General features: G+C 42.0%; 23 protein-coding genes and 1 other RNA gene. 3 read left to right on the top strand and 21 right to left on the bottom strand.

Annotated elements, in window-relative coordinates:
• Window positions 1-11 precede the first annotated feature (11 nt).
• The 7 genes from AC6HZ4_RS11560 to AC6HZ4_RS11530 all read right to left on the bottom strand — a co-directional run bounded on the left by AC6HZ4_RS11560 (window position 12) and on the right by AC6HZ4_RS11530 (window position 4668).
• Window positions 12-200, bottom strand: coding sequence for a DUF3921 family protein (locus AC6HZ4_RS11560; RefSeq protein ID WP_497495146.1), 189 nt, complete (start codon window positions 198-200; stop codon window positions 12-14).
• Between the two features lie 97 nt (window positions 201-297).
• Window positions 298-1440 (bottom strand): THUMP domain-containing class I SAM-dependent RNA methyltransferase, encoded by a 1143-nt coding sequence (locus tag AC6HZ4_RS11555; RefSeq protein WP_497495144.1) that lies wholly within the window; start codon window positions 1438-1440, stop codon window positions 298-300.
• Window positions 1441-1574: 134 nt separating this feature from the next.
• Window positions 1575-1954: RNase P RNA component class B (rnpB, locus tag AC6HZ4_RS11550), an RNA gene on the bottom strand.
• Between the two features lie 83 nt (window positions 1955-2037).
• Window positions 2038-2352, bottom strand: a complete 315-nt coding sequence (gpsB, locus tag AC6HZ4_RS11545; RefSeq protein ID WP_497495143.1) for a cell division regulator GpsB — start codon at window positions 2350-2352, stop codon at window positions 2038-2040.
• Window positions 2353-2440: 88 nt separating this feature from the next.
• Window positions 2441-2992 (bottom strand): SLOG family protein, encoded by a 552-nt coding sequence (locus AC6HZ4_RS11540; protein ID WP_497495142.1) that lies wholly within the window; start codon window positions 2990-2992, stop codon window positions 2441-2443.
• Between the two features lie 183 nt (window positions 2993-3175).
• Complete coding sequence (locus AC6HZ4_RS11535; RefSeq protein ID WP_497495141.1) at window positions 3176-3628, bottom strand: CotD family spore coat protein; 453 nt, start codon at window positions 3626-3628, stop codon at window positions 3176-3178.
• Window positions 3629-4296: 668 nt separating this feature from the next.
• The gene (locus tag AC6HZ4_RS11530) at window positions 4297-4668 is read right to left on the bottom strand and encodes a YppG family protein (protein WP_497495675.1); all 372 of its coding nucleotides are present in this window, start codon (window positions 4666-4668) and stop codon (window positions 4297-4299) included.
• A gap of 210 nt (window positions 4669-4878) precedes the next feature.
• Between AC6HZ4_RS11530 and AC6HZ4_RS11525 the strand changes: the two genes are divergently transcribed.
• Entirely contained in the window at window positions 4879-5091 is a 213-nt protein-coding gene (locus tag AC6HZ4_RS11525) for a YppF family protein (protein ID WP_497495140.1), read from the top strand.
• 76 nt (window positions 5092-5167) lie between these two features.
• On the opposite strand, the gene AC6HZ4_RS11520 is transcribed toward AC6HZ4_RS11525, so the two are convergent.
• From AC6HZ4_RS11520 to AC6HZ4_RS11510, 3 genes are all read right to left on the bottom strand, one after another.
• A complete protein-coding gene (locus tag AC6HZ4_RS11520) occupies window positions 5168-5503 on the bottom strand; it encodes a YppE family protein (RefSeq protein ID WP_497495139.1) in 336 nt (111 codons plus the stop codon).
• 19 nt (window positions 5504-5522) lie between these two features.
• Window positions 5523-5762 (bottom strand): hypothetical protein, encoded by a 240-nt coding sequence (locus tag AC6HZ4_RS11515; RefSeq protein ID WP_497495138.1) that lies wholly within the window; start codon window positions 5760-5762, stop codon window positions 5523-5525.
• Between the two features lie 116 nt (window positions 5763-5878).
• Window positions 5879-6883, bottom strand: coding sequence for a DUF2515 domain-containing protein (locus AC6HZ4_RS11510; protein WP_497495137.1), 1005 nt, complete (start codon window positions 6881-6883; stop codon window positions 5879-5881).
• Between the two features lie 115 nt (window positions 6884-6998).
• On the opposite strand from AC6HZ4_RS11510, the gene recU reads away from it, so the two are divergent.
• Both recU and AC6HZ4_RS11500 read left to right on the top strand, forming a co-directional pair.
• A complete protein-coding gene (gene recU / locus AC6HZ4_RS11505; protein ID WP_497495674.1) occupies window positions 6999-7601 on the top strand; it encodes a Holliday junction resolvase RecU in 603 nt (200 codons plus the stop codon).
• A 65-nt stretch (window positions 7602-7666) separates the two neighbouring features.
• On the top strand, window positions 7667-10225 hold the full coding sequence (locus tag AC6HZ4_RS11500) for a PBP1A family penicillin-binding protein (protein ID WP_497495136.1): 2559 nt from the start codon (window positions 7667-7669) through the stop codon (window positions 10223-10225).
• Window positions 10226-10240: 15 nt separating this feature from the next.
• Here AC6HZ4_RS11500 and AC6HZ4_RS11495 read toward each other — a convergent pair whose 3' ends face one another.
• The 11 genes from AC6HZ4_RS11495 to panB all read right to left on the bottom strand — a co-directional run bounded on the left by AC6HZ4_RS11495 (window position 10241) and on the right by panB (window position 21163).
• Window positions 10241-10774 carry a YpoC family protein gene (locus AC6HZ4_RS11495; protein ID WP_497495135.1) on the bottom strand — a complete coding sequence of 178 codons (534 nt, stop codon included), beginning with the start codon at window positions 10772-10774 and terminating at the stop codon, window positions 10241-10243.
• On the bottom strand, window positions 10771-11424 hold the full coding sequence (gene nth, locus AC6HZ4_RS11490) for an endonuclease III (RefSeq protein WP_497495133.1): 654 nt from the start codon (window positions 11422-11424) through the stop codon (window positions 10771-10773). The genes AC6HZ4_RS11495 and nth overlap by 4 nt, the downstream gene beginning before the upstream one ends.
• 30 nt (window positions 11425-11454) lie before the next feature.
• The gene (locus AC6HZ4_RS11485) at window positions 11455-12159 is read right to left on the bottom strand and encodes a DnaD domain protein (RefSeq protein WP_497495131.1); all 705 of its coding nucleotides are present in this window, start codon (window positions 12157-12159) and stop codon (window positions 11455-11457) included.
• A 229-nt stretch (window positions 12160-12388) separates the two neighbouring features.
• Complete coding sequence (gene asnS, locus AC6HZ4_RS11480) at window positions 12389-13681, bottom strand: asparagine--tRNA ligase (RefSeq protein WP_497495130.1); 1293 nt, start codon at window positions 13679-13681, stop codon at window positions 12389-12391.
• A 92-nt stretch (window positions 13682-13773) separates the two neighbouring features.
• Window positions 13774-14961: a pyridoxal phosphate-dependent aminotransferase gene (locus tag AC6HZ4_RS11475; protein ID WP_497495129.1), complete on the bottom strand. Its 1188-nt coding sequence runs from the start codon at window positions 14959-14961 to the stop codon at window positions 13774-13776.
• A gap of 19 nt (window positions 14962-14980) precedes the next feature.
• A complete protein-coding gene (locus tag AC6HZ4_RS11470) occupies window positions 14981-15490 on the bottom strand; it encodes a cell wall elongation regulator TseB-like domain-containing protein (RefSeq protein WP_497495128.1) in 510 nt (169 codons plus the stop codon).
• A 7-nt stretch (window positions 15491-15497) separates the two neighbouring features.
• Entirely contained in the window at window positions 15498-15668 is a 171-nt protein-coding gene (locus tag AC6HZ4_RS11465; RefSeq protein ID WP_497495127.1) for a YpmA family protein, read from the bottom strand.
• Between the two features lie 399 nt (window positions 15669-16067).
• A complete protein-coding gene (gene dinG / locus AC6HZ4_RS11460; protein ID WP_497495126.1) occupies window positions 16068-18833 on the bottom strand; it encodes an ATP-dependent DNA helicase DinG in 2766 nt (921 codons plus the stop codon).
• 249 nt (window positions 18834-19082) lie between these two features.
• Window positions 19083-19466: an aspartate 1-decarboxylase gene (gene panD / locus AC6HZ4_RS11455; RefSeq protein ID WP_497495124.1), complete on the bottom strand. Its 384-nt coding sequence runs from the start codon at window positions 19464-19466 to the stop codon at window positions 19083-19085.
• A 12-nt stretch (window positions 19467-19478) separates the two neighbouring features.
• A complete protein-coding gene (panC, locus tag AC6HZ4_RS11450) occupies window positions 19479-20327 on the bottom strand; it encodes a pantoate--beta-alanine ligase (RefSeq protein ID WP_497495122.1) in 849 nt (282 codons plus the stop codon).
• The gene (gene panB / locus AC6HZ4_RS11445) at window positions 20318-21163 is read right to left on the bottom strand and encodes a 3-methyl-2-oxobutanoate hydroxymethyltransferase (RefSeq protein WP_497495673.1); all 846 of its coding nucleotides are present in this window, start codon (window positions 21161-21163) and stop codon (window positions 20318-20320) included. The genes panC and panB overlap by 10 nt, the downstream gene beginning before the upstream one ends.
• Window positions 21164-21231 lie beyond the last annotated feature (68 nt).

Here is a 21231-nt window from a genome sequence, read left to right as displayed (position 1 = left end):
AGGAAAACTTTTTACTCCATCATCGCTTTTAAGTAATTCGTATCAATTAATGTTTTATGAGACAGCGCCAACAAGTATTGTTCTTGTGCCGCCCGCAAGCCATCGACTGCCATACTAGCAGATTCATCATTTTCAAGCATATGGTACGTCCGGTGAATCGCTCTTTGAATAATATCAAACTCCGGAAAATTCCTTGTCATCTTCCGATCCTCCTTTAGAGCAGTTTACATAATAAATAGTATATGTGCTCTAAAGAATGTTTATTCATGCTACTTCAGCACTCGTCCCATTTCCCTGCTACAACTGCGGACGCGGTGGTCTTTTGCCAAAATATTGATAATAGTCTGTTCGAATAAATCCGTTAAATAGTTTTCTTTTTTTGGAAGCTTCGGCTCCGTACCACTTTTCAAACTCTGGATAGCTCGTGAGTACATAAATTGACCAAGTATCCATTGCGCGGAATACTGTGCCCATTTCTGCATATAGCTTTTCAACCAGCGGCTTTTCACTTAAACGCTCTCCATATGGAGGATTCGTTACAACATAGCCGTATTCCTCTTTTGTCGTAAAATCTTTTACCTGCATTTGTTTAAATGTAACTAAGTCAGCAAGACCAATTTCCTCTGCATTATCCTTTGCGATTTGTACCATACGGTGATCAATGTCAGAACCAATAATATGAAGCTTTTGGTCGTAGCGTGCCAAATCCTCCGCTTCCTCTCGGGCACGGCGCCATCTATCTCTCCCAATCCACTCCCAGCCATCGGATGCAAATTCACGATTAAAGCCTGGCGCAATATTCTGACCGATAAGAGCCGCTTCAAGCGCAATTGTGCCAGACCCGCAAAACGGGTCAACGAATGGACGGTCTGGCTTCCAGTTTGTCAACATAACAAGCGACGCTGCTAATGTTTCCTTTAGCGGAGCCTCTCCTTGTGCTACACGATAGCCTCGTTTATGAAGGCCGGCACCGCTTGTATCAAGCGTAATCGTTGCAATATCCTTTAAAAGAGCTACTTCAATACGATATAACGGTCCTGTTTCTTCAAACCATGTTGTACGTTTGTATGTACTGCGCAGCTTCTCTACCACCGCTTTTTTCACAATGCTCTGACAGTCTGGGACGCTAAATAGCTTCGATTTTATCGACTTTCCAATGACAGGAAATTCCGCATTTTCCGGTATGTACTGTCCCCAGTTCAGCGCTTTTGTTTTCTCAAATAGTTCGTCAAATGTAGTGGCTTTAAATTCCCCAACTTGAATTTTCACTCGGTCTGCTGTTCGCAGCCATAGATTCGTACGGCAAATGGCATCTGCATCTGCCTGAAAGGTCACCTTTCCGTTATCAACTTGACACTCGTAACCAAGATTCCGCACTTCCTTTGCAACAAGCGCCTCAAGTCCCATCGCCGCCGTCGCAATCAATGTTAATTTGCCCATTTTCATTCTCCTAACAACAGTAGCTTTCTTTACCATTTTAACTCGCTAGTATGAAAGTCATACAGTTTTATGTACAAGCAAAAAGCTCCCCTTCACAAAGGAGAGCTGTTTTCTTTAGTTACTGGTTCATAACGTTCTGTAAGCCATGTTCTGTACCATCGTACTGCAAGTGGCTCCCGCCTCGTACTCCGGTGGCGATTATCTATCTACAGACAACTTGCCTGTCCTTTCCCCTCGTTCATTTCCTTAGGAAAGGTGCCCCTACCATAATTTGGGTTTCTCGCTCGTGGGGTTTACCGCGTTCCACTCCCGGCATTTCTTTCGGGACTCCGTCACTGTGGCACTTTCAAAGTATTCAAACCATATCCCGCAGGACTTAGGTTCTTTCCCTGCCGTTAGCCTTTTCAGACTACCCTAGCTTATGACTTCGCTAGGCACGAACACTACGACCATCTCAGGCCGTGCGAGCATGGACTTTCCTCTACAACACACGTTGCAGCAATCACCCAAACGTTACGATACATCTGAGTATAATAAAAAACGACGCATGATGCAATATTTTATATGTAAGTTTTCACAGATTGTACCGATATTCATTTATTCATATAGCTTACTTCCAAATACAGCCTTTTCCAAATTGGATAATCTTTTTAAAATATCCGTATTTGCGCTTGTGTAGATTGGCTGCTGCATTGATGGAGCAGGCTGCTTTGTCTTTTGCTCATCCATCATTCGCTTTAAACGAGCATTTTCCTGTTGCAATCCCTCAATTTCCTTATGAAAGGTTTCATAATCCTTAATAATCAAATCTAAAAACTTATCAACTTCCTCCTGTTGATAACCACGAAGACCTGTTTTAAACTCTTTTTCTAAAATATCCTTTGCTGTTAATTTCAGTTTATCGGAAAGCATTTCCTTCACCTCAAATCTTTACCATAACTTTCAACACTTAAATTTTTTCACAAAAGACGGTATTTTGTCAATACGAACTACAAATGCATTACTCTCTGCTCCACTGTTCCTCATCCATTAAAAGCTGCAAATCAGAAAAACCGATAGGGTAATACGCATATTCTCCCTGCTCTACTCTTCTTTTTGCTAACTCAACCAAAAATTTTGGACTTCCTTCTTTTTCTTCATCGTATACAGCTAGTAAAGCATCACTTTTTTCAATCAAAAACAGATTTTTCAAACGAAATTGCTGTGGACTTTCATACTTTCGCTTCGTAATACTATCAACATGATCAGCTTGCGCTAGAATGAACTCATAGTACTCCTTGTTGGCTTCATTCCACTTTTCTTCTTGTTCAAGAAACGGAGTAAACACCGCCAGCTTTAAATCCGGATACTCCATCTGCAGTTCAAATACAACCTCGGCTGCCCATAGCTCTACGCCAAGCTGTCCGCTGATCAGCACCCACTCTAAGCCTTCCTCCAAAAAAGCAGTCAATTGCCTCAAGATAGCTTTTTTTATGTAAGACACGGCAGGATGATCCTTGGAGAATATTCCTATTTCAAACGGTTTATATCCTGTCACTGTTACAATACGCATTACATCACCCATTTGTAGCATATCATAAAAATCGGAAACATGCGGAGCCCTCGAAAATGCATATTGCAATGCAGCTGCTGTTCCGCAATACTGCTGTCACCGCAAAAGCTAAGCCCTGTTTCAAAAGAATACGCATCCTCATTTTATAAAAAAAGAACCGGCACCATAACCGGTTCTTACAACTTATTTTTTAAACATTCCGCCAACCATTGGGTTTGCATTCGCAGCTGCAGGTCCTGCCGCAGCTCCTGCTACCATCCCAGGCATTCCAGGACCCATCATTCCAGGACCCATCATTCCAGGAGCTCCCATTGGACCTGTCATTGCGCCGGCCACCATCGGCGATGGATAACCGCCGTAAGGACCAGGACCATAAGGGGAAGGGCCTGTCATTGCACCGGCTACTTGCGGCACGGGACCATATCCTGGAACATCAGTTTGGGAAACAGTGTTCAACACAGATTGCGTTTGTGGGAAATAGTGTTGATTTTGAATCATTTGATGGTTAACCAAAGTGTTGTGTGTTGGATGAATGTGTGGAACTACTGTTGTAGAAAATGTGTGTGTATCACAATATTTTGTTGGATGCACCACTGGAGGTGCTGTAAAAACCGGACCTGTTGCTGCTGGCGCCACAAAATTAGGTCCTCCAAAACAAGGCTTACAAAACATAGTTTTTCTCCTCTCCATCATTGAGAATGAATTTACACTTTACAATATGACAGAGGAGTGGTACATGACTATTACAAATACCTATTTCATGAGAAAATCGTGTACAAAACATGCTTAAAGCTCGTAAATACTAAAAAAGTTAACGTAATCATCGCAAAGAACATATACAGAATTGCCTTTTTCACGGTCTCCCTCTCCATACTTCATAATAATACAAACAAAGTCATTCCTAATTTTAAAACCTATCGAAAGGAGAGACAACCATTTTATAGCACATAAATAAATTCTTATTTTTCAGAATATTTATTCCGCATCTTATAAAGAAAGAAAAATATAAAAAGCAACATGGCCTGCTTTTACTCCCGTAGTAAAACAACCCTCGCACAAAACGCGCAGTTCGGAGGAGGTTTATTTTACGCAAGGGAGCAGACGGCGGAAGCAGGACAGACAACCCAGCTCTCAAAAGAAATACTTTCTTATCTTCTGAGAAAGCGCCTGCAACCGTCTTTGCTTCTGTAGAAGAAACTTCTCCGACATACAAGGTGGTCCTGTTTGCCTTTTGCGGGGGAGGTGATTCTGAAGACGAGAGCGGGTCGTGGAAGCTAGACAATACCCTTAACAGTGATACTTGTTTATCTTCCAAAAAATCCTCCAACTTGTTTAACGAGCCCTGTGACCTGATTCATCGCGTTCATCACTTGCCCTGCAGTATTCATCATTTTGTTAATATCATAGTTGCCATCTGCTGTTTTAAATTGCGACATCACGCCTGCAGCTTGCCCTTTTGACTGCTTTTTATAGTTTTGTTTGTTTGTTGCCGGATACATCGTATACGGATTCATTTGCGGCAGAATAGGAGACTGCGCTGGGTAAAAGGGTGGCTGGCTCATCCCATTCATAAAGGAAAGCTGAAATGGCTGAAAATAATTGGACTGTGTTCCGTAATACGGCTCAAACGGATACATATTGTACATCATGTACGGATTTCGTACGTCTGTATGCATAGGTTGGTTTGGAAACAATAGAATCCCCTCCTCTTTATCGATGTCTACACATTAGAATATGAAGAAACAAGGGTAGATGTGTAGCCGCAATTCCCTTACAATCTGTCTATTCTTGTCGGAAGTTTAAATTTTTAGAAATCGGTGAAACCGCTTTTTTTTATGCTACGATAAAGATGTAAAAAGTGATTTCTTCTCAAGGGGGAAATGGGGATGACATTAGGGGAATTGCGCACGATCTTTGTTGGGATGAGGCAATATGAGCCAGAGGATTCAAATGAATTACTCGATTTTGTGCAGCAACGCTATTTAATGGGAGAAATTTGCATTTTACAGTATCGAAATTTAATTCGTGAACTTGAAGCAATTGGTGCAAGAAAGCCAGATTACCTTGTAGAAGAGGGCATTGTGCAAAAAAACGCTTAATTGAGAGGGAAACCTCTCATTTTTCATTCTTAAAGTATAAAATAAAAAAGCAGCAAGTACCGCGTCCTGCTGCTTTTTACATATGTCTGTGCGTTAAAATACCACATAGCACATACTCTATAGCTTTATGTCTTTCCTTAAAACGTCTTGGCTTTGCAGTTCCAAAACACTCCACAGCATTTACTTTTATATTCTCGTATACCTGCTCGATTTGTAAAAGATGTATGTGCTTAGGTCGTTCCTCCTTAACCCAAGATTCCGCTGCGAGCTTCCACTCCTCTAGCACCCGATCCACCTTTTCTACAAAGGGCAGAATTTCCTCCTGAAAATCTGCATCCTTTGTTTCCTGAGCAAATACTCGATATGTCTGCTCATTCCAATACAGCAGCTGTTTCGTCAGTTCTACCAGCATATATTACCTCTATTCTATATTATATGACTGCCAGCGTCTCTAGCTTATGCAGCCAGCTCCCCTTCTCTAAATGATGCTCAAGCTTAGAATCCAAATGCGTCAAATGCATGTTCACAACCTCTATATCATCCATTACCTCATCCTCTTTATATTTAACAGCATGATTCACACGTAGCGTTACATTCATTTCCAGCAAATCAAGAGCGCTCAGCAGACGATCCATCCCATTCAAAACGTCATCCATCGGAACTATCTTCATTATAAAACCTCCTTCATTGCTTTCATGTTCGTCTATTTCGACGCCCCTATTTTCCCTCCCTTCCTGTCTGACAAAACTAGTTTTCATTCGGCAAAGAAAGCGTTTTTTCTCCTTCATTAAAAAAATTTTTGTACATCGACCAATACATGCAGCTGCCTTTGCTTTACCACAAACCAGTCCGTTATATCAAACGGCTGTTTAGGCGGTTCAAAGGAAAATAAACTCTCCAAATCTACATCTGCATGGTACCAATCGCTCCCCTCATGTCTTTGGTGCGGAATTACTGGAAATACATCACGTAAATAAGGGGTATCCTGCTCCTTAGCAAAAGGGAAATATTGCTCATAGTCCATACGCGAACCTGTATGGACGGTTTCATCAGAAAATCGCTGAAATTCCTCTTGATACTTTGGATGAAACAAAAGCCACGCTAACTGCTTCCCAAGTTCAACACGTTTTGAAAGCCTTTCAAAGCTATGTACAGAAAAACCGTATAATCTCCCGCGAATGGTCGGAAACAGCACAGCACTAAAATGAAATAGTTCCTGCACCTTAAAAAGGAGCGAATGAAACACGTGCTTTTGAAAAAATGGATATTCGATAACAGGCTGCTGAATCATATTTTGCTCATTTATAATAAGTGCTGTCATAAGCCGGCTGCCGTCCTGCCCGCACCAATAGCGTTCCCACTCAGCCTCCATAAAGACAGATACAGAAAAAGCTCGCAGGAGATGAAACAGTGGTTTTCCAGCCTGTTTGCTCTTTTCATATACTAACAGCTGCGGGTAAGCATCAGAAAAAATATACCAGTTCGCACGTTCATATGTTAAAAATAATTGCTTTCGCATCTGTTCAGTTAATATTTTCGGATAATACTTTCCTTCTAAATCTGTCATATTCCACCCTGCATTACGTGATACCATACTTGCTAAGAAAGACCAACGAATCTCACAATTCCGCAAATAATACTCCTTATATGCATGTGTGCGTGAAATATTATCTCTGTTTTCAAGAATAGTGCCTCTCTTTATTTCTTTAATCAACCTTTTTTCTTGCTCTGTATATACTATTTCTTGCCTTCGCTTGCTTATTTGCTCATATTTCGCTCGAATGATCTCCATTTTTCCCACCTCATTTCTATTCTTTACCTTTTCTATGAAAACTTTATAGTCTATTCTCCTATTTTTTTTGATATAATCACCTTTGTAAGTGATTTTTGTCTGGAGTGAGTACATGATGTCCATCCGTTATCCGAACGGTAAGCCCTATGCAAGCGAACAGGAGATTCATAATCCCTACGTAAAGAAACATACTTATAGTAACAGAGGAATGTCCTTGGAAGAAGAACTGAACGAAACAAACGAATACTATTCCGTAAACGGTATTGCCTGTATACATAAAAAACCGACCCCGCTGCAGATCGTAAGGGTAGATTATCCACAGCGAAGCGCAGCAGTAGTACGAGAAGCATATTTTAAACAGCCTTCTACGACAGACTACAATGGTGTATACAAAGGGAAGTATATCGATTTTGAAGCAAAGGAAACAAAAAACAAAACGAGTTTCCCCCTGCAAAATTTGCATCTGCATCAAATCGAACATATGAAACAAATACTGCGGCACGGGGGCATTGCCTTTGTAATTATTAAGTTCACATTTCATAATGAAATCTATTTCCTTGATGCAAAGCATATGATTGAATACTGGGACAGGCAAATGAATGGTGGACGAAAGTCAGTAACAAAGCAGGAAATTGAAACGCAAGGATACCTAATTAAGTACGGTTATCGCCCGCCAATCGATTACCTTCACGTACTAGACACGCTGTATTTTTCGTGATAAAGTCAACAATAAGGCTCATTTTTCGACATTTCTTGGAAAGGTGAAAGGTAGGAGAAAGAATAATGTCAGACACATATCGTTCTCGCGAAGAACGAAAACAAGCAGAAAGAAAAAAACAAGAAGGACAAACATCGGAAAAACCGAAGAAATCGGGAAAACCGAAGAAAAAAGGGTCGTTCTTGAAAAAGTTTTTAATCGCCTGCTTGCTTACCGGCATTGTCGTTCTCGGAGCCGGGGTTTCCACTTTCTTTGCCATGGTAAAGGATGCTCCGAAGATCGACGAGTCGAAATTAGCAGACCCGCTCTCGACAAAATTTTATGATCGAAACAATGTTTTTCTTCATGAATATGGTTCACAAAAACGCACAAAAATTACGTACGACCAAATTCCAAAAGTGTTGGAGGATGCCTTTTTAGCAACCGAGGATTCGCGCTTTTACGAACACCATGGCATTGACATAAAGCGTACAGCTAAAGCTATTTTCGAAAACGTAACAGAGGGATTCGGTTCTCAGGGAGGCAGTACAATTACACAGCAAGTTATCAAAAATTACTTCCTGTCACCAAAAAAGACCCTTGAGCGTAAAGTACAAGAATGGTATTTAGCTTATAAACTTGAGCAAAAATACTCTAAGCATGAGATTTTAGAAATGTATATGAACAAAATCTTCCTTGGTAACCAAGCATACGGTGTAGCCGCAGCAGCCAAGGCATATTATGGTATTGACAACCTGAAGGATTTAACACTCCCTCAGGCAGCAATGCTCGCAGGCCTTCCACAAGGTCCAAGTATATACGACCCGTCTAATCCTGAAAATGCAGAAAATGCCAAAAAACGACGTGATATCGTTTTAGCTGCTATGTATAAGCAAAACTTTATTACAAAGCAGCAAATGGATGATGCAATGAAGGTGCCTGTAACAGAAGGCGTGCTTCCGCGCCAGAATAACCCAATGCCATATCAAGCATTTCTTGATGCAGCCGTTAAGGAAGTAGAAAGTCAACTCAAGGATGTTGATATTAGCACAGACGGCTTACAAATCTACACAACGCTTGATACGAAACAACAAGATTATGCTGATAAACTACTGGATACAGAGGACATTATTAACTACCCGAATGATCGTTTTCAAGCAGCATTTGTATTTATGGATACAAATACAGGAGAAGTACGCGCGATTGGCAGCGGCCGCAAAGAGTATAAAGCGACGTTCCGCGGCAGCAACTTCGCGATTGATATGAATCGACAGCCCGGTTCAACATTTAAACCAATTTTTGATTACGGTCCGGCAATTGAAAATTTCAAGTGGGCTACTTCTCACATCGTAATGGATGCACCAACAACATATTCAAACGGAACGCCGATTAAAAACTGGAATAATGACTACAAAGGAGCTATATCCATTCGTACAGCCCTGCAATGGTCATACAATATTCCGGCATTAAATACGTTGAAGGAAGTTGGATTAGAAAAGGCTCGAACATTTGCAGAAGGACTCGGCATTACATTTGACAAAGGGGTTGTATACGAATCATATGCGATTGGAAGTAATGCAGTGAATCCGCTGGAGATGGCCGGAGCATATGGCGCGTTTGCAAATGATGGTGTGTATACAAAGCCCCACTTTATTCGTAAAATCGTATTTCCAGATGGCAAAGAAATGAGCTTTGAGCCAAAGCCGCAGCGCGCAATGAGTGACTATACGGCTTATATGGTGACTGATATGCTTCGCACAGTTGTAGACTCTGGTACAGGTACGGCTGCTAATATTCCAAACCTTGACGTGGCTGGAAAGACGGGAACAACAAACTTTGAAGACAACGTAATCGCGAAGTATGGCTATCCAGGCAACGCAACAAGCGACAGTTGGTTTGTCGGCTACACGCCGCAATATACGATGTCTGTTTGGACCGGCTACACCAAAAATGGCCCAGGAAATTATATGGTTGGTAACACGCAGAACATAGCAAAATATATTTTCAAAGAAATGATGAGGCAATTCGGAGACGATACTTCCGCATTTGCACAGCCATCAAGTGTTGTCCGCAGGGATGACAACGAGCTTTATGTAAAGGGCGAAATGAGCGACTATGTTCCAGTAAAAGTAGATACACCAAGCGGATTACAAGCGAAATATAATCAAGCGAAAAACGAGATTACTCTGTCGTGGTCATACCCGCAGGATAAAATACAGAATGCAACCTTTAATGTGAATTATTCACTTAATGGCGGGCAAAGTACTCCAATTAAAACAAATACAAAGGATGTCACACTTACACTGGGTAATGCAAAGGCTGGAGGACGCTACACATTCTCTGTTACTGCAACATCAAGAGGAAAAACTAGCAGCGCAGCTACTATAACAGTTGTTGTTCCAAGTGCTGCCGTTTCCAATAAAAAGCAGGAAGAAGCTACTACGCCAAACAATAATGCTTCTAACAACGAGAATACCGGCACTAACAATGGAAATAACGGGAATACTGGAAACACTGAGACTGGTAACAACAATGGAAGCAACACCAATAATGATAATACAAACGGTAACAGTACAAATCCACCGGCAACACAAGAACAGCCTACTATTAATGAAGAAGACGTAGGAATTCCCAAAGTTCCTTAATAAAAAAACATCTCCTTACAAGGGAGATGTTTTTTTTATAGCTATTTGCTTAAAAAACTGCTTTTCAGCTTCCTCATACAGCTCAGACAGTTGGACAAACGAATGATAATGATTAGGTTCCTCCAAAATAAATAAAATTCGTTCTCCCGCGTTTATAGGCTTTACTTGTAGATGGCGTACGTTTTGCCCTATACCCTGTAGAGACGAGATCCCCACTCCATTCATCCAATGCAGAATGGATAAAAAATGAGCTATAAAATGAACCATCGGCTCGCCTGCTTCTTCTCGTTTACGCTGGCGGAAGAGAAGGCTAATCTCCTCTTTTTTCTCCTTCCAAAGAGAAAGTACGGCTGGAATTGCTTCTTCTGGATTTTCCCAAGGCCTGTACACTTCTAGTAACTGAACAGCAGCAATATCATACACAAAATAAGCCTGGCGCATGACATCTGTAAAAGGAGATTTCTTATTATACGTTATTTCTCTTTCTCCATTTCTGAAAAAGGGCCGCAGGAAAAATGAATCTGGAATCGTTATCTGCTCCATCATCATTTATTCTTCTCCTTCATGCGTTTCTTCCCCTCACGACATAATTCCAAAAGCGGACAAATCTCACATTGCGGACGTTGTGCTTTGCAATGATAACGACCGAAGAAAATCATACGATGATGCGTAACACTCCATTCCTCCATCGGTACCTTCTTCATTAACGCTTTTTCCACCTCTAATACGGAATCCTTCCAACGACAGAATCCGAGACGCTTACTAACGCGCTCAACATGTGTATCAACCGCAATGGCTGGTACACCAAAAGCAACGGATACAACAACGTTCGCCGTCTTTCTTCCAACACCTGGAAGATTTGTTAACTCATCCCTGTCACGCGGAACCTCTCCACCGTACTCATCTATAAGCAAGCGACACAGCTTTTGAATGTTTTTTGCTTTGTTTCGATATAAGCCAATAGAGCGAATGTCGTTTTGGAGTTCTTCAAGCGAGACACCCAAATAGTCCTCGGGTGTTTTATATTTTTGAAACAAATCTTTTGTAACTTTATTGACAAGCGCATCTGTGCACTGTGCTGATAAAGAAACAGCAATAACCAATTCAAATGGATTGGAATGTATCAGTTCACAATGCGCGTCTGGAAACATCTCTCCCATTGTGTCAAGACAATAACGAATTTGTTTAACTGTTAGCATTTCTTTCACTCCTGGTGCAAGTCCGTTCTTTTACTGCTCGAGCCAATTATAAAATGGAACTTTCCCTGTATACTTCGTTTCCTGCCGTACGTGCGCGTTATTGCGCGTTTGATGAGCTCTAAACTTTTGTCCATATTGCTGTGCCTGTTCGACTGTTTTAATACCGTTTTTTTTCCATTCAAATAAAATACGATCGATATACCGAAAATTGAGCTTACCACTAAGCACAGCTTCACGCAGAGCGGTCTGAATGATAACCGGTGTGTGGTGGTCTTGATCCTGCCACATTGCTAACGTCTCGCATTCAAACGGTGATAGCGGACGACCAAACTCTTTTTCAAATATGCTATACAAGCTGCTTTCTAGCTGCTGCTGCATTTCCAGCTCTTCTGAGATTGTTTCCTTCATAAGCAATTGCAAAATTTTCTCCCATAGTGGTTGTAATGAATAACTCTCACATAGGGCCCCATCTTTTTGGCTTCCTTCAATCGTCAAAAAGCCGTTTTGTACAAGAGCACGAAGCACTTCCATGCATTGTACCGATGAAATCGTCATTCGGTCCGCAATTTCATCCGGGGTTGGAAATGTCTTTCCTGATTCTAAAAATGTATGAACATGAAGAAGAACCATAAATTCTATTTCATTTAATCCAAGCTTTTGATAATGAATCATGAGAAGCTTCGGAATGGCAATGCTGCCTTGCTCAAACCATTGAATCATAACTTTCTTTTTCATCCACCTAACACCTCGCCTTCTAGTATACCACATTCGACTATATTTGCCCGGGCCGGGAAGCTTCTCTTCCTTTATACCTCTTTTCTAAAACACAAAATCTCTCCATTACAGCTGCTTTGAAACATCCTCTTTTTATCTTGCTTCTTAAGGGAAAGAGGATAAAAAGACCTTCCCTGCAGATGGAAACGAAATAAGTACCATCTTAGGAAAGGCCGTATGATTCATTGTATTACGGATATAGACGATTGAGCAGACGCGGGAATGGAATCGTTTCGCGCACATGCTCTGTGCCTGAAACCCAAGCAACGGTACGCTCTAATCCAAGTCCAAACCCTGAATGAGGTACAGAGCCGTATTTACGAAGGTCCATGTACCACTTGTACGTCTCTTCACTTAGACCATGCTCATCTAATCTTTGCTTTAAAAAATCATAGTCATCAATACGCTGCGAGCCGCCAATTAGCTCACCGTAGCCTTCTGGTGCAATTAAATCTGCACACAATACAACATCCGGGCGGTTTGGATCCGGCTTCATGTAGAATGCTTTAATTTTTGCCGGGTAGTGCGTAATGAATACCGGTTTTTCAAAGCTTTCTGCAATCGCCGTTTCATGCGGCGCACCAAAATCATCGCCCCACTCAATGTCGTTGTAGCCTTTATCATGAAGCAATTTAATTGCATCATCATACGTAATGCGCGGAAACGGTGCTTTCACATTCTCCAGCTTAGCAATATCTCTTCCTAATGTTTTCAGTTCTAATGAACAATTCTTCAGAACAGATTGCACAAGATAGGATACGTAATTTTCCTGCATACGCAGGTTATCCTCATGATCCATAAAGGCCATTTCCGGCTCAATCATCCAAAACTCAATTAAGTGACGGCGCGTTTTTGATTTTTCCGCACGAAATGTCGGTCCAAATGAAAATACTTTTCCAAACGCCATTGCTGCAGCTTCCATATACAGCTGACCGCTTTGTGATAAATACGCATCCTCATCAAAGTATTTCGTATGAAAAAGCTCTGTTGTTCCCTCAGGTGCACTGCCAGTCAAAATAGGCGGGTCTATCTTTACAAATCCATTTTCATGGAAAAATTCATACGTAGCGCGAATAATCTCATGGCGGATTCGTAATACAGCATGCTGACGCTTAGAACGAATCCAAAGATGGCGATTGTCCATCAAAAATTCCGTACCGTGCTCCTTAGGTGTAATTGGATAATCAGTCGCAGCATGAATCACTTCCACATTTTGAACTGCAAGCTCATATCCAAATGGAGAACGCTCATCTTCACGTACAACACCTGTTACGTATAAAGAACTTTCCTGCGTGAGCGCCTTTGCTTTTTGGAATATCTCTTCTCCTACCTCTTCTTTTACGACAACTCCTTGAATAAAACCTGAACCATCACGAAGCTGTAAAAAGGCTATTTTCCCGCTAGAACGCTTATTAGCAAGCCAAACTCCAATTGTCACTTCTTGATTTACATATTTATTTACTTCGGCAATCGTTATTTTCACTTCTATAGTCCCTCCAACAGAACTCTCAGTCCAAATCTTCTCTCTATTATACAAAATGATTCCCTTTTCTGTAAAGAAAAGGGAATTTTATATTAGCGATTCATTTTCTTTTCCATAAATGCTTGAATACGCTCTAATGCTTTTTCTAATTGTTCAAGCGATGTTGCATAGGATAAACGAACGTTATTAGGCGCACCAAAACCTGAGCCAGGTACAAGCGCAACCTTTTCCTCTTCCAAGAGAGCTTTTGTCCACTCGTCTACTGTTTCGTAGCCCGCTAACGCAGCTGCCTCTTTCGCATTCGGGAATAAGTAAAATGCCCCTTGTGGTTTAATGCAAGAAAATCCAGGAATTTGGATCAATTTATCATAAACAATATTTAAACGGCTTTCAAATGCTTGACGCATTTCTTCTACTGCATCCTGCGGCTGCTGATAAGCTGCAATCGTCGCATATTGTGCAATGGAAGTCGGGTTGGACGTGCTGTGGCTTGCTAAATTTGTCATTGCTTTAATCAAAGTTTTATTTCCAACTGCATAGCCGATGCGCCATCCTGTCATAGAGTGCGATTTAGATACACCATTAATAATTACTGTAAGCTCCTTTAATTCTGGGGAAAGCTGCGCGATTGAAACGTGCTTTGCATCTCCATAAATAAGTTTTTCATAAATCTCATCGGAAACAATAACTAGATTGTGCTCTAGGCATACCTCTCCAAGCGCTTTTAGTTCATCCTCAGTATAAATCATGCCTGTTGGATTGCTCGGTGAGTTAATGATAACCGCTTTTGTTTTCTCCGTAACAGCTGCTCTTAACTGCTCCGGTGTAATCTTAAACTCATTCTCCTCCTTGCCTTCTACAAAGACAGGCACACCTTCTGCAAGCTTAACCTGCTCCGGATAGCTTACCCAGTATGGCGTAGGAATGATCACTTCGTCCCCTTCGTCAAGAATAACCTGGAACAATGTGTACAGCGCATGCTTTGCCCCGTTGCAGACAATTACTTCAGCAGGCTCATACGATAGCTGTTGATCACGCTCTAATTTAGAAATGATTTCCTTTTTCAAAGTAGCTAAGCCGCCTGTAGGCGTATACTTTGTATGTCCTGTTAACATTGCCTGATAAGCCGCATCTATGATGTGCTGCGGCGTATTAAAATCCGGTTCGCCTGCGCCAAGACCGATTACATCGTAGCCTTGTGCTTTCAATTCCTGTGCTTTTGCTGTAATTTCTAATGTTGTAGATGGTGTTAAAGCAGATACACGTTTTGCCAATTTCATGATTCAGTTCCCCCAACATCTATTTTTGAAGTGTGTATAAGCGTAAAACTCTCCCAGTCTTCAAGTCAACATAACAAAAACTATAACGGCCCTCTACATCTACATATGTAATTTCCCAAAACGAAACGTTTTTTTCAGCACCCATCTTCATTTTGACGATCTCCTTCGGTTTTTCGTTGCTTCCGACTACCTCTGAATCCTTCATTATGCTCTGCAGGGCTTGCTGCGCTGAAATTGCATCCTTTTGTTTGACCATTAACATTTTTTCATCATCTTCTTCTGGCACAAGTACAATCCACTGCTTCCCATTCTCATCAGAGCCTTCTACAACGTTGTAAGACAGCTTTTCCTTATAGCCATGATAATAGTCTGTTCTTGTAATGCTGACCAAATTCGCCTTTTTCTTTGCCATTTCGATTGCGCGAGCTTCGCCATGGGTCATTCCATTCATCGCTTCCTTATAAATATACAAACCCAAGAGGAGAAGCAGGACGAGCAACGCAACGACTCCGAGTAGCCACTTTCTCATTGTATCACTACGTTCTATATATAGTAAATACAGCTATTTCTTTCTCTTTCTCATCGAGAGCCAGCCCGAACATTAAATCCTTTTCCTTAAGAGTTCGGTTAAGACTGTCTACAATTTTATACAAATCGCTTGTATATTGAAGACGCGTTGTAGCAAGCACCTCAATCTTCTTATCCATCTTGACTCCTCCGTTACACAAAATTTCTAATCATAGAAGCGAGCAACGAGGTTACAATAAAGGTACATTCTTTATAACCCCTGCTGCATTACCACTTATTATAGCAGGTCATTACACGGGAAAAAAGGTTTAGACTCATATCGTCTCGCCTTTTTATCGCACAATATTTGATGAATGAACGAAATGGAAAATCGTACAATAAAATTTCTTCTAACCCACATGAACGCCTGCGGATTTCTCTGCAGGTTTTTTTATACTTTAAGAAAGCATAAATTTCCAGCTAGAAGCTGATTCAACGCAACAGGAAATTTTAGGAATAAAGTATCAGTGCACTACGCCTCTGTCTTCGCCTAAAGGCTCGCCAATCGGCGAGTTTTCTTTATTAAAACAGAGATTAACCTATCCGTTCTCCATCAACTCCAACAAATTCTGTAATGGCTGCTCGTATAGAGGAACCTCAGGAATAGATGTAATAAATCGTTTTCCGTAAAAGGTAGTTGTGATGCGGCGGTCTAGCACAAAGAACGTACCTGTATCACTATTTGTACGGATTAGTCTGCCAAAGCCTTGCTTAAATCGAAGAATAGCCTGTGGCAGCGCTAATTCCATAAAGGCATTGCCTCCATCTTTCTCTATTTGTTCTGCCTTCGCCGCCATAATAGGATGATCCGGCGGAACAAATGGAAGGCGGACCATTACAAGACAGCTTAAACTTTCTCCAGGTATATCAATTCCCTCCCAAAAGCTGCTTGTGCCAAACAAAATCGATTTCTCGAACTGTTGAAATTGCTTCGTCATTCGCATACGGCTGCTGCTCACCCCTTGCGCAAGAAGCGCAAATTCCTCCAACGCTCCCGTTTCTTTGATTGCTGCATGCGTTTGCCTCAGCATCTCATAAGAGGTAAACAAAACGAGCATACGGCCGTTTGTCACTTTGGCAATTTTCGTAATATGGCTGGCAACCGCCTCTACATACTCATCCTGCGGTACACGTTTTATATACGGTAAGTCAGTCGGAATCATCATCCGAACTTGCTGGTCATATTGAAACGGAGAGGAAACAACCATAGTAGATGGGCAAAAATCGGAGAGCCCAAGCGCTCGGATTATATAGTCAAACGTATGATTAACCGTTAACGTTGCAGACGTAAGAACAACACTTTTCTTTTTCGCAAAGAATTGATCTGCTAGCAGATCGCTTACATCAATTGGCTGCTTATATATAACGGTAGAGTGAATACTCCCCTTCGTTTCTGCTTCGAACCATGTTACACCATCCTGCTGCTCCTGCAGCAGCAAATGAAGCAGCGTCTGTCTCATCATGTCAAGCGAGTCGACAAGCACGGTAAATTGCTGCACGATCGCATGTTCTGCAAACTTCTCACTCTTTTGCACTTGCCCTTGTAACAGAACATGCAGCTCTGCCAGCATATGTATTAAACGGTCTGCCCCTTCTGTAATAGCGTTCCAAAGCTTTCCCTTTTCTGTCTTTCGTTCGTATCGGTACAGAACCCTCACATTACTATCAGCCTGTTTGCTTTTGTTCTTTTCGAAAATGAAGGAACGAAGCAAACGAAATAACTCATCACTTTCCCACTTTACTTCTTTTAACAAATGATGAGCTTTCTTCCACCCCGCGTCCAATGTATCTTCTAGTATGTCACGTGTTTTTGAAAGGATATCGTCTGTTTCAAGTGTACCCATTCTTGACAACCAAAGCTGAAACTGCATACATGAAAACTGTTCACCAAGCATATGGCTCGCTGCTTCTTCAATATGATGCGCCTCATCCAGCACCACATATCCGTATGAAGACAATAGAGAATCTTCATTCGTTACATCCTGAAGCAGTAGTGCATGGTTTGTAATAATGAGATCGGCAAACAACACGCGGTGCTTCGCCTGCTGATAAAAACAACGGCTGCTCCATGGGTTGCTCGTTCCAGTGCTATCTCCACCGCTGCAAATTCGTTCCCATAGCAGTTTTCCGCCAGTCGGCAAATTCAGTTCATCTACATCTCCCGTTTCTGTTTCGAGGAGCCATATTAAAATTTTTGCCTTCGTTAACACAGTATCATAATTTTGGTCTTGCTCTTCTAGTGCATGTTCAAATTTATGTAAACATATATAATGCTTTCTCCCTTTCATTACGGCTGCTTGAAAGGAAAAAGGAAGCATCTCTCTCAAAACCGGGATGTCCTTTTCTATAATTTGCTGCTGCAGCTGTACTGTTTGTGTGCTAATGACAACAGGCTGTTCTGCTTTTCTAGCATGAAACAAGCTCGGCATTAAATAGGCAAGCGTTTTTCCTGTTCCTGTACCTGCCTCAATTAAAGAAATGCGTGCCGAAGAAAAGGCATCGTACACTTCCTCGGCCATTTGCATTTGTCCTTCTCTATATTCCAGTCCATATTGATAGCCATTTTCTTTCAGCATCGTTTTCCATGCAGAAAACTCCATAGGGCCAGCTTCTTCCGCAGGTGCTTCATAGCTGCGTTTACGGAGCGCAATATTACGGTAAATGTCGTACTCCTCTTTTTGAGAGCCGCTTACCAGTTTATCCAGAATGAGAGCGGACAATAATTCTCCGATATGACTCTTAAAGGAGCGGCTGAGATCATATAATGACTGAAGCGTAACAAGCGGCAAGGCAGCTAACTTATTGCGCAGCAGCAAAAATAACTCTGCTGTTACCATGGCATCACTATCGGCTCGATGCGGATTTTCATGTTCAAGCGCAAAAAGCTTGGCTAAGTCACCCAACTTATGGCTTTCAGCAGTCGGAAGCAAAATGCGCGCAAGTTCTACTGTATCAATAGAAGGACATGCAACTGAAGAAAAGCCAGCTAGCTTCATTTCCTCCTGTAAAAATCCCCAATCAAAATGAACATTATGAGCAACGAAGCAGGAGTTTTCTAAAAGCTCTGCAATCATCGGAGCCACGTCTTGAAAAGACGGAGCATTTCGAACTAGGTCATCGTCAATTCCCGTTAGCTCAGTAATGAAAGCGGGAATTGGCTTACCTGGGTTCACAAACGTTGAAAAGATTTCTGTGACCTCTCCGTTCTCGATGACAACAGCTGCCATTTGCGTAATTTTATCAACGCCGCCTTTGAATATGTTTCCTGTCGTTTCAATATCTACCACAACATAGCGGTTATACATAACGAACACCTCTTTACCTTTCCCAACACCAAGACATGGTTACTGTTACTATACCACGTTTCCATCAATCTTACTGAAACAAAAGAAAAATCCCCGATTCTTGGGGATTTTTCTTTTTCGTAAAACATCAGGATTTATAAGATTCCACGTATTGTTTAGCTCTCATAGCCTACTCGCTGCAAGGAAAAGCCCTTCCGCCTAAATGAAGCAAGGATGCCTCCCTTGTGAAATAAACCGTGTCTGCTTTTCTTATTTAACAGTTGCAGCTGGTTCCTGCCCTAGCATTTCCACAATCTGATTCCGTTCATCCAAAACAGCGATTTTCGGCTTGTGTTCGTGTATCTGCTCCTCTGGTACAAATCCGTAGCAAATGATAATAACCTTATCTCCAGGCTGTACAAGACGTGCCGCTGCACCGTTTAAGCAAATTACACCGCTGCCGCGTTCCCCTTTAATAATGTATGTCTCAAAACGCGCGCCGTTATTATTGTTTACAATTTGCACCTTTTCATTTTCTACAACGCCGACTGCATCCATTAAATCTTCATCAATCGTGATGCTGCCTACGTAGTTTAAATTTGCTTCCGTTACGGTTGCACGGTGCAATTTTGCTCTCATCATCATGCGATACATAGCTGCTCCCCCTTATTCTACTGTCAGTACAAGATTGTCAATCAGTCTTGCTTTCGAAAACTTCACTGCGATCGCTACTATCACCGTTCCCCGTAGCAGATCCAGCTCCTCAAGCTCCGGATACGAATATATGCTCACATAATCAATTTCACCGTCTGTATGTGTTACAATCTGCTTCTCTACGATAGAGCGAACCACCGAAGGATTTCGCTCGCCGTTTGCAATCGCCTGCTCTGCAAGCTGCAATGCTTTATACAGATGCGGCGCTTGCGTACGCTCTGCTTCGGATAAGTAAACGTTACGAGAACTTTTTGCCAGTCCGTCTTCTTCTCGTACCGTGTGAACTGGAACAATGGTCACCGGAATATTATAATCCGAAACAAGCCCCTGTACAACAGCCACTTGCTGGGCATCCTTCAGACCGAAATAAGCTCGGTGCGGCATAGTAATATTGAACAGCTTTAAAAGCACCGTTGCTACACCATCAAAGTGCCCAGGTCGCTTTTGTCCGCATAGCACATCCGTACGGGATATCACCGTAATATTTGTTGTCCGCTTCGATGGATACATCTCCGTAACGCTCGGATAAAACAAATAGTCGGCCCCTGCCTCCTTCGCCACGCGTTCATCACGTTCTATATCGCGCGGATATCGATCAAAATCCTCGTTTGGGCCAAATTGCAGAGGGTTTACAAATACACTTAAAACAACAATATCATTTTCTTCTCTTGCTTGTTGGAGCAGCGCTGCATGCCCCTCATGTAAATACCCCATTGTTGGAACAAATCCAATTGTTTTTCCTGTTTCGCGCAGCTTCAGTACCGTTTGCTGCATTTCTGTAATATGTGAAATTATTTGCATGAAATACTTCCTCCGTACAGTGCAAGCAGTTCTTCTTCCTTCATTGTGAAAGATTGTTCCTCACTTGGAAATTGTCTTGTTTTTACCTCTTTCGTATATTGCGAAATCCCGCGTACAATTTCATCCTGAACAGATGCAAATTGCTTTACAAACTTTGGTACGCGGCCTACGCCATATGTGATAACATCATGATAGACGAGAACTTGCCCGTCTGTGGCATTGCCTGCGCCGATACCGATTGTCGGAATGTTCAACTGCATGGATACTTCCGCTGCCAGCTGCTTCGGCACACATTCTAACACAAGCGCAATTGCCCCCGCTTGTTCGCATTTTTTCGCGTCCTCCAGCAGCTTGCGAGCACTTTCCGCATCCTTGCCCTGTACTTTGTAGCCGCCTAATACACCAACTGACTGCGGCGTTAAACCGAGATGTGCAACAACAGGCACACCGGCACGCGTAAGAAGGCCTATGATGTCAACCACCTCATCTGCCCCCTCAACCTTTACTGCATGCGCGCCGCCTTCTTGCATAATGCGTCTCGCATTTTTCATCGCTTCTTCCTTAGAAACGTGATAAGACATAAATGGCATATCCGTTACAACAAATGTTTGGGTAGCGCCACGGCGAACCGCTTTTGTATGATGAATCATATCCTCAACTGTAACCGGTATTGTAGAATCGTATCCGAGTACAACCATACCAAGCGAGTCCCCGACTAAAATCATATCCACACCGGCTTGCTCCGCCAGCTTAGCGGACGGATAATCATACGCCGTTACCATTACAATTGGTTCATCATGCTGCTTCATTTGCAAAAAATCCTTAGAACTTTTCATCATTCTCCTCCTCATTTGCAGGAAGAAGGAAAGTGCCATCCGAAAAACCCTCTTTCCAATAAAGAAAG

It is taken from the genome of Ectobacillus sp. OTK (genome assembly GCF_059698935.1).
The sequence above is the reverse complement of the archived record's forward strand: the minus strand, read 5'-3'. Positions and strand labels throughout refer to the sequence as shown.

Excerpts from the sequence above, each read along its gene's own strand:
- gpsB (WP_497495143.1), bottom strand. The coding sequence starts at position 2,352 with ATGCTTTCCGATAAACTGAAATTAACAGCAAAGGATATTTTAGAAAAA.
- AC6HZ4_RS11510 (WP_497495137.1), bottom strand. The coding sequence starts at position 6,883 with ATGGAGATCATTCGAGCGAAATATGAGCAAATAAGCAAGCGAAGGCAA.
- AC6HZ4_RS11515 (WP_497495138.1), bottom strand. The coding sequence starts at position 5,762 with ATGAAGATAGTTCCGATGGATGACGTTTTGAATGGGATGGATCGTCTG.
- AC6HZ4_RS11500 (WP_497495136.1), top strand. The coding sequence starts at position 7,667 with ATGTCAGACACATATCGTTCTCGCGAAGAACGAAAACAAGCAGAAAGA.
- panB (WP_497495673.1), bottom strand. The coding sequence starts at position 21,163 with ATGAAAAGTTCTAAGGATTTTTTGCAAATGAAGCAGCATGATGAACCA.
- AC6HZ4_RS11520 (WP_497495139.1), bottom strand. The coding sequence starts at position 5,503 with ATGCTGGTAGAACTGACGAAACAGCTGCTGTATTGGAATGAGCAGACA.
- panD (WP_497495124.1), bottom strand. The coding sequence starts at position 19,466 with ATGTATCGCATGATGATGAGAGCAAAATTGCACCGTGCAACCGTAACG.
- AC6HZ4_RS11485 (WP_497495131.1), bottom strand. The coding sequence starts at position 12,159 with ATGAAAAAGAAAGTTATGATTCAATGGTTTGAGCAAGGCAGCATTGCC.
- AC6HZ4_RS11555 (WP_497495144.1), bottom strand. The coding sequence starts at position 1,440 with ATGGGCAAATTAACATTGATTGCGACGGCGGCGATGGGACTTGAGGCG.
- AC6HZ4_RS11540 (WP_497495142.1), bottom strand. The coding sequence starts at position 2,992 with ATGCGTATTGTAACAGTGACAGGATATAAACCGTTTGAAATAGGAATA.
- dinG (WP_497495126.1), bottom strand. The coding sequence starts at position 18,833 with ATGTATAACCGCTATGTTGTGGTAGATATTGAAACGACAGGAAACATA.
- AC6HZ4_RS11495 (WP_497495135.1), bottom strand. The coding sequence starts at position 10,774 with ATGATGATGGAGCAGATAACGATTCCAGATTCATTTTTCCTGCGGCCC.
- AC6HZ4_RS11465 (WP_497495127.1), bottom strand. The coding sequence starts at position 15,668 with ATGGATAAGAAGATTGAGGTGCTTGCTACAACGCGTCTTCAATATACA.
- AC6HZ4_RS11560 (WP_497495146.1), bottom strand. The coding sequence starts at position 200 with ATGACAAGGAATTTTCCGGAGTTTGATATTATTCAAAGAGCGATTCAC.
- AC6HZ4_RS11525 (WP_497495140.1), top strand. The coding sequence starts at position 4,879 with ATGACATTAGGGGAATTGCGCACGATCTTTGTTGGGATGAGGCAATAT.
- AC6HZ4_RS11470 (WP_497495128.1), bottom strand. The coding sequence starts at position 15,490 with ATGAGAAAGTGGCTACTCGGAGTCGTTGCGTTGCTCGTCCTGCTTCTC.
- recU (WP_497495674.1), top strand. The coding sequence starts at position 6,999 with ATGTCCATCCGTTATCCGAACGGTAAGCCCTATGCAAGCGAACAGGAG.
- AC6HZ4_RS11530 (WP_497495675.1), bottom strand. The coding sequence starts at position 4,668 with ATGCATACAGACGTACGAAATCCGTACATGATGTACAATATGTATCCG.
- panC (WP_497495122.1), bottom strand. The coding sequence starts at position 20,327 with ATGCAAATAATTTCACATATTACAGAAATGCAGCAAACGGTACTGAAG.
- AC6HZ4_RS11475 (WP_497495129.1), bottom strand. The coding sequence starts at position 14,961 with ATGAAATTGGCAAAACGTGTATCTGCTTTAACACCATCTACAACATTA.
- nth (WP_497495133.1), bottom strand. The coding sequence starts at position 11,424 with ATGCTAACAGTTAAACAAATTCGTTATTGTCTTGACACAATGGGAGAG.